The following is a 12616-nucleotide window of genomic DNA, read 5'->3' as shown; positions in this document are numbered from 1 at the left end:
CAACGAATATGTCGACTGTCAGGCCGCTATCGCGAGCAGGCTCGCTCCCACAGGGTGATGCGTTTAAATATTTAGCAGTGTCAGGCGTTCACGTACCGAAGCTTCGATCCCTGCTTCATCCAGCCCACACTCGGCCAGCATTTGCGCAGGCTTCGCATGCTCGACATAACTGTCCGGCAAGCCCAGGTGCAGAATCGATTTGAGGATGTTTTCACGCGCGAGGAATTCGCTGACCGCGCCACCGGCGCCGCCCATGATCGCGTTTTCTTCGATGGTCACCAGCAATTCGTGGCTGCCAGCGATTTCGCGAACCAGTTCCTCATCCAGCGGTTTGACGAAACGCATGTCGACCACGGTCGCATCCAGCTTATCGGCGACTTTCAGCGCCTCGGCCAGTTGCACGCCGAATACCAGCAGGGCGACTTTGCTGCCCTGGCGACGGACCACACCTTTGCCGATTTCGATCGGTTGCAGGTCTTTCTCGATCGTTGCGTTCGGGCCGGATCCACGCGGGTAACGCACCGCCGCCGGCCCGTTGAACAAGTGACCGGTGGTGAGCATCTTGCGCAGTTCGTTTTCGTCGCTCGGGGTCATCACCAGCATGCCGGGGATGCAACGCAGGAAAGACAAGTCGAAGCTGCCCGCATGCGTCGGGCCGTCTTCGCCCACGAGGCCTGCGCGGTCGATGGCGAACAGCACGTCGAGGTTTTGCACCGCGACGTCATGAATCAGTTGGTCGTAACCGCGTTGCAGGAACGTCGAATAAATCGCCACAACAGGTTTCGCGCCTTCGCAGGCCATGCCGGCGGCGAAAGTTACGGCGTGTTGCTCGGCAATCGCCACGTCGAAGTAGCGCAGCGGGAAACGCTCGCTGAACGCCACCAGGTCGGAGCCTTCTTTCATCGCCGGGGTAATGCCCACCAAACGCGGATCGGACGCGGCCATGTCGCACAGCCATTCGCCAAATACGCCGGAATACTTCGGCCCACCGGATTTCTTCGGCGCAGCGGCCGGAGCATCGACGGGTTCGAGTTTGGTGATGGCGTGGTAACCGATCGGGTCGACTTCCGCCGGGGCGAAGCCTTTGCCTTTTTTGGTGACGACGTGCAGGAACTGCGGGCCTTTGAGATCGCGCATGTTGCGCAGGGTGGCGATCAGGGTCGGCAGGTCGTGGCCATCGATCGGGCCGATGTAGTTCCAGCCCAGCTCTTCGAACAGCGTGCCGGGAACCAGCATGCCTTTTGCGTATTCTTCGGTGCGACGGGCGATTTCCCAGGCGCCGGGCAGGCGCGACAGGACCTTTTTGCTGCCTTCACGCATGCTCGCGTAAGTGCGGCTGGAAAGGATCTTCGCCAGATAATTCGACAGCCCGCCGACGTTGCGCGAGATCGACATGTCGTTGTCGTTGAGGATCACCAGCATGTTGGCGTTGACTTCCGGCGCATGGTTCAGCGCCTCGAAGGCCATGCCGGCGGTCAGAGCACCGTCGCCGATCACCGCAATCGCCTTGCGATCACTGTTTTGCAGGCGGGCGGCAATCGCCATGCCCAGCGCTGCGCTGATCGAGGTGCTGGAGTGGCCGACGCCGAAGGTGTCGTACTCGCTCTCGGAACGACGCGGAAAGGCTGCGACGCCGTCCTTCTGGCGCAGGGTGCCCATGCGCTCGCGACGGCCGGTGAGGATTTTGTGCGGATAGGCCTGATGACCCACGTCCCACACCAGCCGGTCGTCCGGGGTGTCGAAGACGTAATGCAACGCGATGGTCAGCTCGATGACGCCCAAGCCGGCACCGAAGTGCCCGCCGGTCTGTCCGACCGTATAGAGCAATTCCAGGCGCAACTCATCGGCCAGGGTTTCCAGCTCGGCTTCGCCTAACCGGCGCAGGCCGTCCGGCGTGTTGGCACGGTCGAGCAGGGGCGTGGTCGGGCGCTTGCGGGGAATCTCATGAAACGTCGTGGGCATCAGGCGAATCGTTATAGGTATAAAAGATGCGGCAGTTTACCTGATGCATCGCCCCCTGCCCACGCGTTGGTTTTAACTTGGCGGATACGCCGTCAGCTGCGCCGTTCGACGATGTAGCGGGCCAGATCGCGCAACGGCTCGGCGGCCGCGTCAAACGGTCGCAGCGCGTGCAGGGCCTGATCGCGCAGTTCCAGGGCGTAAGCCTTGGCCGCGTCGAGGCCGAGCAGGGCCGGGTAGGTCGGCTTGTCGCGAGCGATGTCGGCGCCCTGGCGTTTGCCGAGGGTTTCGGTATCGCTTTCAACGTCGAGAATGTCGTCCTGCACCTGAAATGCGAGGCCGATGGCTTGTGCATAGGTCTGTAAAGACTTCAGTTCGTCCTTCTCGGCGCGGCCGCTGGCCAGGGCGCCGAGCTTGACGCTGACTTCGATCAGCGCGCCGGTCTTGTGCCGGTGCATGGTTTCGAGGGCTTTTTGATCGAGCTTCAGACCGACTGAGCCGAGGTCGATGGCTTGACCGCCGACCATGCCGGCCGGGCCTGCCGCCAACGCTAGAGCGCTGACCATTTGCAGGCGGATCTCTGCGTCCGAGTTACTCAGGCGCGGATCAAGCAGGGCGCTGAACGCCAGGCTTTGCAAGCCGTCACCGGCCAGGATCGCGCAGGCTTCATCGAATTTCTTGTGCGTTGTCGGCTGGCCGCGACGCAGATCGTCGTCGTCCATGGCCGGCAAATCGTCGTGCACCAGGGAATAAGCGTGAATCAGCTCCACCGCACACGCCGCGCCGTTGGCTTGCTCAGCCTTGCCGCCGAGCGCTTCGCACGCCGCGTAGGCCAGCAGCGGGCGCACCCGTTTGCCGCCATTCATCACGCTATAGCGCATGGCTTCGTACAACCGCGCGAGCTCGGGGCTCGGCGCGTTGAACAGGGTTTCCAGCGCCGCGTTGACGCGGGCCTGGCTGGTCGCCGAATACGCTGCAATCATTCTGGCTGATCCGCGTCGAAGGGTTCCTCGGCCAACTCGCCATCACGCTCGAGCAGCACTTGAACCTTCTGCTCGGCCTGGGCCAGGGCCGCCTGGCAATCGCGAGTCAGACCGATGCCCTGCTCGAAAGCCGTCAACGAGTCTTCCAGCGACAATTCGCCGTTCTCCAGTCGCTCCACCAGCGTTTGCAGGTCAGCGAGGGATTGTTCGAAATCCAGTGCAGCTTTTTTGCGGGCCATGGCGGCTATTTCCGGTTGACGTTAAACCGGCGCGACACTAGCAGACATGGGGGTTATGGGCAAATGAGGGCGGTTGTTTGAGCCTTGATCCCAAGTTGAAAACAACCCTTGTGGCGAGGGAGCTTGCTCCCGCTGGGTCGCGCAGCGGCCCCAAAACCGTTTACCCAGGTTTTTCAGGAATACCGCATTCAGCAATTTGCGACTGCTGCGCAGCCGAGCGGGAGCAAGCTCCCTCGCCACAGGACCGCGTTGATCCTGATTAATCGGTGGAGGCATCGGGATAGCTGATCTGGTATCGAGTATTGCGCCCACCACCGGGCAAGCGCCTCAAATATCCCTTTTCCAGCAACTCCGCCAAATGACGAGTCGCAGTAGACTTCGAAACCTTCGCCACGGCCTGATACTGCGCGGCACTAATGCCATTCTCGAAACCGCGTTCCCCGCCATCCAGCAAACGATTCAGTACTTTGGTCTGCTCCGCCGTCAACGCCGACGCCTGATGTGCCTGCCAGAAACGCGCCTTGCCCAGCACTGATTCGATCCGCACCATGGCCTGTTGCAAGCTGCGCGATAGCGTCTTCAGGAACCATTCCAGCCAATCAGTAATATCCGTCGTCGCTTTCTGGCTGGCTTCCAGTACCCGGTAATAGCCAGAACGATCTTCAAGAATGCTCGCCGACATGGCGTAGAAACGGATGGCTTGCGCCTCACCTTGAGCCAGCGCCAGATCGGTGAGGGTGCGTGTCAGGCGGCCATTGCCATCGTCGAAGGGGTGCAAGGTAACGAACCAGAAGTGCGCAATGCCGGCCCGCAGCAATGGATCGAGCCCTTCCTGACTCCGGCTGGCTTCAAACCAGGCAAGGAACGTATCGAGTTGTTGCTCAAGGCCACGACGGGGCGGTGCTTCGAAGTGAACGGTCGGCCGGTCGAGGCGCCCTGAAACAACCTGCATGGGTTCATCGCCACGCAATGCACCGACATGCATCAATCTGGCAGCGAGTTGAGTGTCCTGATCCGGAAACAGCCATTCGTGCCATTCCAGCAGTCGCTCCAATGTCAGCGGTTTCGCAAAGTGCTGAGTGGCATCGAGCATCAACTGCGCCAGTCCTTCGCTGCGCTGGCTGACGTGATCGCCATCGATCTGTTCCAGACCCAAGCGCCTCGCCAGCGAAGAGCGGACCGAGCCAACATTCAGCTGTTCACCCTCGATAGCCGAAGACGTCACGATGTTCTGCAATAACGCATCCAGTTCGCTCTGCGCACTGAGTGAGCTATTCACGGAACTGACCATGCCCATCAGCCGACCTTGTGCCTGCACGCACTCGCGCAGTAGCGGTGTCAGGCGCTCGGCTTGCCAAGTGAAATTCGGCCAGTCGGGCTGTTGCCAGATCCAGTGAGGTGCCATGAATTCAGGTGCTCCGAGGTCAATGAGCCGAATATTAGTCGTATTCGGCTCATTTCGTGAGCCGAATAAACTCGCTATTCGGCTCACGGACTCAAATGTGCGTGATTCCTACCGCAAATGTAGATGTATCCGATTGTTAAAAAACCGCCAAATGGCTAACCTTCGCGCCTTCTACGACCCAATAGTCACGGGTCTTTCTGACGAAACGCAGTTTTTGGATCTGTAACGCGCCGAGGATCGGGCGCAAGGTTTCGTTATGCATGGCAGGAGGCGTCACATGCGTTCATTTCTTCTAGTGCTGATGGTGTGGGTCTGCACGACCGCTGCCTGGGCCGAGCCGACGGCTGAGCTGTCGGAACCCGTCGGCGGCTGGCGCTACAACGGCCTGCTGGACCGCAGCGAATACCCTCAAGTCGCCTATCCGACACCGCCCATCGACCGGGGCGTGCAGCGCAATCGCACGATGATTGAGGGCCAGCTCAAGGCCATCGGCACGCAACGCGGGCCGCACACGCTGGCGGTCAACGGCAATCCCCTGAACCTGTACACCGACGACCAAGGGCGTTTCGCCCGGCCGTATGCGTTCGGTGCGGGCTCCAACAGCGTCGAAGTGCGAAGTGCCGAAGGCAAATCCCTCAAGCGCGTTCAATTCTATGAAGCCAACAACCTGCGCACACCGGCACGGATTCGCGTGGTGCTGGGGTGGGACGATCCGAAAGCCGAACTCGATCTGCACATCGTTACCCCCGATGGCCAGCATGCATTCTGGGCTCGCCCGGCGATGAGCAATGGCGGTGGCCTGGACCCGGACGGCGTCGATGGCCCCGGCCCGGAAATGTTCACCATGACCGCGCCGATGCATGGCACCTATCTGGTTTACGTCAACTATTGGGGCAACTTCGGCAGCGGCGGCTATAACTTCGATGAGACCAGCAACCAGAACGAGGTGATCACCTCGCAAATCAACCTGGTACTCAACGAAAACACCGTCGACGAAAAACGCGAGACCTTCATCGTGCCCTTGCGGGCCATCGGTGACCTGCTGCTGGTCAAGACTTTCAACTATTAAGCATCCCGCTCCACGGATGAATTGCCGAGCTTTGGGAACATGAGCGTGAAGATGAGCGATAACACTGTTACTCCAGCCGCCGAAGCACCTGCTGCAAAACCTTCTCGGCGCTGGCCGTTGCTGTTGGGCGGGCTGATCCTGGTAGCTGGCGTGGCGGCCGGGCTTGGCTGGTTCATGCACAAACCCAAGGCGCCACTGGCAGAATTGGCCAGTGACAAACTGGGCATGAGCCGCCCGGACGGTCTGCTCGAAACCCATTCCTTGAGCCAATTGCCCAAGGACTTGCTGGCCGTGCCGTTCCTCAAGGAAACTCTGACTGAAGATTTCGTCTTCTATTACGAAGCCCATGCCGATCGCCTCGGCTTGATCGGCAGCCTGCGGCGGATCATTTACGAGCACGACCTGAAGTTGCAGGACAGCCTGATCGAGCAACTCTTCGATCAACCGGCGGATGTCGCGTTGTGGCGCGGGGCAGATGGTCGCCTGAAAGACTTTTTGTTGGTGATGGATCGCGGTGGTCTGGCCAAGGTGCTGGAGCCGCTGGCGAAAGTGGCGCTGGATGATTCGCAGCTGACCCAACTCGGTGACATCAAGGTCGCCGGCGATACGGTGCCGCTGTATCAGCTCACCTACAACAACAGCAAAGCGCTGCTGTTTGCCTCTCATGGCGACAAGCTGGTGGTGTTGTCCAATCCTTCGAAACTGTACGACAACAGTAATGGCCCGATCGATGAGCGTGGGATGGTTTCGACTCAATCGCTGGAAGCTTTGCTCGGCGGTCAGAAACTCTTCCCTGAAGCCTTCGGCCTGCCACCGCGCGCGCCGGAAGTGAAACAACGCCTCTCGGTCAACGCCAACGTTCTGGCCATGGGTTACCAGCGTTTCATCCCGAACTTCGCCGGCCTGCGCTTCGACATGGACGATAAGGGCTGGCACAGCTTCCTGGCCATGGACGAACTGGAAAACCAGCCGGACTTCGATTTCAAACCAATCTGGCAAGCCATGCCGATGGGCGCCAGTGCTTGCGTGGCCCTGCCACTGGCCGCCGAACAGCAGAAGCCGCTGCTGGTGAAGCTCGGCGCCGAAGAAACCGTGGCCCAGGCCCTGACCGAACACATGGCCGGTGCTGCCGGGCTGTGCTGGTACGCCGATTCGCGGCTGTACACGCCGCTGCTGGTGGCCAGTCTGAACGATGATGACAACGCCAAACTTGACGGTGACTTGGGCAGCCTGTTCGGTTCGATGGTCGGTGCCTACGAAGGCAACGTTGAAGAACATGCGTTCCCGGTGGTCGAGAAACAGGAAGGCCAAAGCCATCAGTGGCAGCGCCAGGTCAGCTCCAACTTCGGTCCTTACAAGGCCAAGGACGCCGAGAACCCGGATGCGATCACCGGCAAGGCGTTCATGAAAGTCAGCTTGGCGCGTCACGGTTCGACGCTGCTGTTCTCCCTCGACGACAAGCTCGTGGACAAGGCGCTCGGCACCCTCGACAAACGCTTCCCGCCAATGGCCGACGTGGTGCCGAAAGACCTGCTGATGCCGGTGTATTTCGGCCCGGATGCGATGGCGCAACTGATGCAGCAGGAAACCCTCGACAGCCTGCCGCAGGACATGGAACCGGTGTTTTACAACGCCGCGCAAACCTACCTGATCCCGAAACTGCGCAAGCTCGGCGGCTACGGCAAGTACGCCCTGACCTTGCCCGAGGGCAGTGAACCCGACGGCCATTGGCAGTGGCTGCCGCTGGAATGGAAAGCCCTGTGACCGCACTCATCCGAGGCCTCGGCCTGCTGGCGATGTTGCTGGGCAGTCGGGTATTTGCCACTGAAGCCGCGCCGCTGGATCCGCAGCAATCCCAGGTGTTTCGCGCCTGGTTCGTGCGCATCGCCCAGGAACAACTGACCCAAGGCCCAAGCCCGCGCTGGTATCAGCAGGACTGCGCCGGGCTGGTGCGCTTCGCTGCCAACGAAGCACTGAAAGTCCATGACGACAAATGGCTGCGCAGCAATGGCCTGTCCAACCGCTACCTGCCGCCCGAGTTGCAATTGAGCGAAGCCCAACGCGGCCTCGCCCAGCAATGGCAGCAGGGCGGCGGCAAGGTCGGGCCGTACGTCAACGCGATCAAACTGATTCAGTTCAACAGCCATCTGGTCGGCCGGGATCTGGCGCAAGCCCGGCCCGGCGACCTGATGTTTTTCGATCAGGGCGATGACCAGCACTTGATGATCTGGATGGGCCGCTACATCGCCTATCACACCGGCACCACCACCCCCACAGACAACGGCATGCGTTCCGCGAGCCTGCAGCAACTCATGACATGGAAGGACACCCGATGGATACCCGACGCAGCCAACCCCAACTTCATCGGCGTCTATCGACTGAACTTTCTCTCCCAATGATCGGTGCCCGCATGTTGCGTTTTCTGCCTCTGCTGTTGGTCTTAGGGCTGCCATTTTCGGCGGTCAACGCCGAAGACACCGTCGAGCCAAGCGGCTACACGCCGGTGGCCGGTGAAAGCTTTTTCCTGCTGGCCGACAGCAGTTTCGCCAGCGATGAACAGGCGATGGTGCGTCTCGAAGCGCCGGGCCGCGACTATCGTCGGTTCCGTATGGAGCCTTACGGTGGCGCGGACATTCGCGTGTATCGCATCGACAAACCGCTGGATTTCCTCAAGCGCCAGAAGAACCTGCACCGCGTGGTCAGCGACGGCCAGTTCAAGGGCGAAGGTCTGTCGAACACCCTCGCGTACCTGTGGGACAACTGGTACCGCAAATCCCGTCGGGTGATGCAGCGGGCGTTTTCCTACGAGTCGCGAAAACAAGTCACCGAGGAAGTGCCTGAGCTGAAGATGGGCACTGCGATTGCTGCGCCGACGCCTTACGACGCACAGCCGCAATTCGCGCTGATTCCGGGCCTGCCGGTGGTCAGCCAGTTCCGTTATCCGCTGTGGCAAGCCAAGCCGATCCAGCCGCCTGAAGGCGTGAATCTCGCCGGTTCTTCCAGCGAATTCGTCAGCGTCGCACCGGGCAACGTGTACATCCCGTTGGGCAATTTGAAACCCGGCCTGTACCTGGTGGAAGCGCTGATCGGCAAGTACCGCGCGACCACCATGGTCTTCGTCTCCAACACCGTGGCCGTGAGCAAGATTGCCGGTGACGAGCTGGTGGTCTGGGCCGCGCGCAAACACGAAGGCAGTTCGGTGCCGAAGGTGAATGTGCTGTGGACCGATGGCCTCGGCGTGATGAGCAGCGGCGCCACCGATACCGATGGTTTGTTGCGCCTGAAGCACGTCAGCCCGGAGCGTTCGTTCGTGATCTGCGAGGACGAAGAGGGTGGGGTGTTTGTCTCCGAGAACTTCTATTACGACAGCGAAATCTACGACACCAAACTCTATGCGTTCACTGACCGGCCGCTGTATCGGCCGGGGGATTGGGTGTCGCTGAAAATCGTCGGTCGCGAGTTCAAGAGCGCGCGGGATTCGGTGTTGCCAACTGCGGCAGACGTCAACGTGACCGTGCTCGATGCCACGGGCACCGCGCTGCAATCGCTGGCGCTGAAACTCGATTCCAAGGCCGGCACTCAAGGCCGTTTCCAGTTGCCGGACAACGCCGTGGCCGGCGGTTATGAACTGCGTTTCAGCTACAAGGACCAGGCCTACAGCAGCGCCTTCCGCGTGGCCGAATACATCAAGCCGCACTTTGAAATTTCGCTGAACCTGGCCAAGCAGGATTACCGCACCGGCGAACCGGTGAAAGGCAGTCTGGTGCTGCTGTACCCCGACGGCAAACCGGTGGCCGATGCCAAATTGACCCTGAGCCTGCGCGCCCAGCAACTGTCGATGGTCGACAACGAGCTGCAATACCTCGGGCAATTCCCGGTGGAACTGACCAGCACCGAACTGACCACCGACGCCAAGGGCAATGCGACCCTTGACCTGCCGGCCGCCGAGAAACCGAGCCGCTACATGCTCACCGTGTTCGCCAGCGATGGCGCGGCGTATCGGGTCAAGACCACCAAGGAAATCCTCATCGACCGTGGCGCCGCGAGTTTCCGCTTGAGCGCGCCGCAGCGCTTCAGTGCAGTGGGTGACAAGGTTGCGTTCAGCTACGCCAACGAAGGCGGCAGCGAGGAGAGCAAAGCGGTCACGCCGGGCATCTACAGCTGGGTACGCCTGGAAGACCAGAGCACGGGCGAGGGCAAACTTGCCGCAACGGACAAAGGCTTCACCTTGGCCTTCGACCGTCCGGGCACCTACAACCTGACGTTGAAGGATGACCATGGCCGAGTCGTCGGCGCCACCGGCCATTCGGTGACTGGCGACGGCGTCAAAGCGGTGCCGGGCACCGTGGAAATCGTCCTCGACAAACCCGAATACAAAGCGGGTGACGAAGCTCTGGCGTTGATCACCTTCCCCGAGCCGGTCAGCGATGCCTTGCTGTCGCTGGAACGCGACAAAGTCGAGGCCACGGCGTTGCTGTCCAAGGGCGGCGACTGGCTGAAGATGGAAAAACTCAGCGACACCCAATACCGCGCGCGCATTCCGGTAAAGGATGACTTCGCGCCGAACCTGACCTTCTCGGTGCTGTACACCAAGGGCGGTCAGTACAGCTTTCAGAACGCTGGTATCAAGGTGATTGCGCCGCAGATCGACGTTGCCATCGCCACTGATAAAGAGGCCTATCAGCCGGGCGAAACCGTGTCGGTCGACCTGACCACCCAGTTCGCCGGCAAGCCGATCCCGGCGCACCTGACCGTCAGCGTGGTTGATGAAATGGTCTACGCGTTGCAACCGGAAGTCGCGCCGACCATCGACCAGTTCTTCTACCACCCGCGCCGCAACAACGTGCGCACCAGCGCCAGTCTGTCGTTCATCAGCTACGACGTTGCGTTGCCGGGCAGCCCTGGCGCACCTGGCAAAGCCAACCGCAGCGAACGGGGCGTGAAAGTGCTGGAGCGGCCGCGTCGTGAAGACGTCGACACCGCCGCGTGGGAACCTGAGTTGATCACCGACGCCAACGGCAAAATCCGTTTCACCTTCAAGATGCCGGACTCGCTGACCCGCTGGCGCATCACTGCGCGGGCCATCGCCGATGACGGTCAGGTCGGGCAGAAGAAGCAATTTGTCCGCTCGGAAAAACCGCTGTACCTGAAGTGGAGCGGCCCGACCAAATTCCGCAATGGCGACAAACCGGACCTCGGTGTGTTCGCGTTCAGCCAGGCCGAACAACCGGTCAAGGCTGAGCTGGTGATTCATTACGCAGGCGCCGAACAGCGTGTTCCGGTGACGCTGAACAACGGCATCAACTACATCGCGCTACCGGCGTTCGCGCTGGCCTCGGGCGAGTGGACTGCCGAGCTGGTGCAGGACGGCAAAACCGCCGATGCCCTGGCCGTGCACCTGACTGCGACCGGCGAAGGCTGGCAGGTCACGCAAAGCCAAAGCCTGGACTTGGCCAGCGGTGACACGCCGCTGACCTTGCCGGCAGACGCCAGCGATATTCGCCTGCGTCTGGATGACAGTCCGCAAGCGCTGTTCCGTTCGGCGCTCGATGATTTGCTGAGCTATCCGTACGGCGGCGTTGAACAAACCGCTAGCCGCTTGCTGCCACTGAGCATCGCGTATCCGACCTTGTCGTCGAACCCGCAGATCCGCGATCGCTTGCGCCTGATCATGCAAAACAGCCGTCTGCGCCTGGTGCAAATGGCCGGGCCGTCGGCGAGTTTCACTTGGTGGGGCATGGACGGCGAGCCGGATGCTTTCCTCACTGCCTACGCCTATTACGCCGACTGGCATGCCAGCAAAGCGCTGGAACTGAGCCTGCCGCCGGAGCATTGGCAGCGGGTGCTGGAGGTCTATTCGAAGCAGGCGAAAAATACCCCGTTGTTGCAGCGGGCGCTGATTCTGTCGTTCGCCAAGCAGATGCAATTGCCGGTCAACACGTTGCTCAGCGGGTTGATGGAAGATCTGGCGAAAGCCGGCGAGGGCAATGCTGCGAACCTGATGGAGGATGGCGAGGACAGCCTTGTCATGAGCGATCCGGATTCGGCGCTGGGATTGGCGGCGGCGCGTGCGTTGACCGCTTCCCTTGCGCGTCAGTCGAAGGTGGTTTTGCCCGACGCATTCAATCGTCAACTGCCGGATGCGCAACAGCGTCTGGCCGTCAGTTCTCAACCGTTTGCCGAAGCCTTGAATCTGTCGCTGCAACCCTTCGATCAGGCTCACGCTCAAGCGTTGTTGCAACGTTTGCTGCCACAGCAATCGACCCTGGAACGCGCGTTGGCGCTGACCTGGTTGCAGCGCAGCATTGAGCAAGCGTCGCCGACGATTGCACTGGCACCAGGTGACGGCTGGAAGAAAGAACACGGTGCTACCGGCGAGATGTATTGGACGTGGCAGGGTGCCTCGCCTGTGCCGGCCGTGTTGACGCTGACCGGGACACAGGAACGTCCGTTGCGCGCCGCGCTGAGTTTCCAGACTAAGCAGCCGCCGGTTGATCCAATGGCTGTGACCATCACTCGACGCCTGTCGCGTCTGGTGCCGGGTGACGAAGCGTTCACCTTCAAATTGGAAGCAGTCGGCACCAAGCCGTTGTCCAGCGACAGCCTGTACCTGGACGAAGTGATCATCACCAGCAAAGCCGCGAAACCGCTGCGCTACGGGATGATCGAAGTGCCGCTGCCGCCGGGTGCTGATGTCGAGCGCACCACGTGGGGCATCAAGTTGATGGGTAAGGCCGGCACCGAACCGACGGCGCTGGAGAAGGCCCGTTTCGAGCCGGGGCAAATGGCCTATGCGATTCCTGTCGATGCCTTGAGCGGCGAATTGCGTCTGCGTCATCTGGTGCGCTTCTCGCAGAAAGGCCAGTTCAACCTGCCGCCGGTGCGTTTCACTCAGGTCTACGCGCCACAACACCAAGCTCAGGAACAGAAACCGGCCCTCGGCCAGGTCACGGTCAACTGA

At 61.0% G+C, this 12616-nt stretch carries 8 protein-coding genes; 4 read left to right on the top strand and 4 right to left on the bottom strand.

All coding sequences use genetic code 11. The features are described from left to right. Window positions 1-63: 63 nt before the first annotated feature. From dxs to ACYZTY_RS25065, 4 genes are all read right to left on the bottom strand, one after another. Window positions 64-1962: a 1-deoxy-D-xylulose-5-phosphate synthase gene (dxs, locus tag ACYZTY_RS25080; RefSeq protein ID WP_461955909.1), complete on the bottom strand. Its 1899-nt coding sequence runs from the start codon at window positions 1960-1962 to the stop codon at window positions 64-66. Between the two features lie 92 nt (window positions 1963-2054). Continuing rightward, on the bottom strand, window positions 2055-2942 hold the full coding sequence (gene ispA / locus ACYZTY_RS25075; RefSeq protein ID WP_461955908.1) for a (2E,6E)-farnesyl diphosphate synthase: 888 nt from the start codon (window positions 2940-2942) through the stop codon (window positions 2055-2057). Next, entirely contained in the window at window positions 2939-3181 is a 243-nt protein-coding gene (locus ACYZTY_RS25070; protein WP_007894317.1) for an exodeoxyribonuclease VII small subunit, read from the bottom strand. Before ACYZTY_RS25070 ends, ispA begins: the two co-directional genes overlap by 4 nt. 259 nt (window positions 3182-3440) lie before the next feature. Then, window positions 3441-4586: a Fic family protein gene (locus ACYZTY_RS25065; protein ID WP_461955907.1), complete on the bottom strand. Its 1146-nt coding sequence runs from the start codon at window positions 4584-4586 to the stop codon at window positions 3441-3443. 277 nt (window positions 4587-4863) lie between these two features. On the opposite strand from ACYZTY_RS25065, the gene ACYZTY_RS25060 reads away from it, so the two are divergent. Genes ACYZTY_RS25060 through ACYZTY_RS25045 form a run of 4 tightly spaced genes read left to right on the top strand, consistent with a single transcriptional unit; the run spans window position 4864 to window position 12616 of the window. Then, on the top strand, window positions 4864-5655 hold the full coding sequence (locus ACYZTY_RS25060; RefSeq protein WP_461955906.1) for a YfaP family protein: 792 nt from the start codon (window positions 4864-4866) through the stop codon (window positions 5653-5655). Window positions 5656-5706: 51 nt separating this feature from the next. Continuing rightward, on the top strand, window positions 5707-7419 hold the full coding sequence (locus tag ACYZTY_RS25055) for a DUF2138 domain-containing protein (protein WP_461955905.1): 1713 nt from the start codon (window positions 5707-5709) through the stop codon (window positions 7417-7419). Then, on the top strand, window positions 7404-8054 hold the full coding sequence (locus ACYZTY_RS25050; RefSeq protein ID WP_461955904.1) for a DUF1175 domain-containing protein: 651 nt from the start codon (window positions 7404-7406) through the stop codon (window positions 8052-8054). The genes ACYZTY_RS25055 and ACYZTY_RS25050 overlap by 16 nt, the downstream gene beginning before the upstream one ends. Then, the gene (locus ACYZTY_RS25045) at window positions 8051-12616 is read left to right on the top strand and encodes an alpha-2-macroglobulin family protein (protein ID WP_461955903.1); all 4566 of its coding nucleotides are present in this window, start codon (window positions 8051-8053) and stop codon (window positions 12614-12616) included. Before ACYZTY_RS25050 ends, ACYZTY_RS25045 begins: the two co-directional genes overlap by 4 nt.

The sequence above is a fragment of the Pseudomonas sp. LB1P83 genome (assembly GCF_054897885.1).
This window is presented reverse-complemented; position numbering and strand designations above follow the sequence as displayed.

Excerpts from the sequence above, each read along its gene's own strand:
- dxs (WP_461955909.1), bottom strand. The coding sequence starts at position 1,962 with ATGCCCACGACGTTTCATGAGATTCCCCGCAAGCGCCCGACCACGCCC.
- ispA (WP_461955908.1), bottom strand. The coding sequence starts at position 2,942 with ATGATTGCAGCGTATTCGGCGACCAGCCAGGCCCGCGTCAACGCGGCG.
- ACYZTY_RS25070 (WP_007894317.1), bottom strand. The coding sequence starts at position 3,181 with ATGGCCCGCAAAAAAGCTGCACTGGATTTCGAACAATCCCTCGCTGAC.
- ACYZTY_RS25065 (WP_461955907.1), bottom strand. The coding sequence starts at position 4,586 with ATGGCACCTCACTGGATCTGGCAACAGCCCGACTGGCCGAATTTCACT.
- ACYZTY_RS25060 (WP_461955906.1), top strand. The coding sequence starts at position 4,864 with ATGCGTTCATTTCTTCTAGTGCTGATGGTGTGGGTCTGCACGACCGCT.
- ACYZTY_RS25055 (WP_461955905.1), top strand. The coding sequence starts at position 5,707 with ATGAGCGATAACACTGTTACTCCAGCCGCCGAAGCACCTGCTGCAAAA.
- ACYZTY_RS25050 (WP_461955904.1), top strand. The coding sequence starts at position 7,404 with ATGGAAAGCCCTGTGACCGCACTCATCCGAGGCCTCGGCCTGCTGGCG.
- ACYZTY_RS25045 (WP_461955903.1), top strand. The coding sequence starts at position 8,051 with ATGATCGGTGCCCGCATGTTGCGTTTTCTGCCTCTGCTGTTGGTCTTA.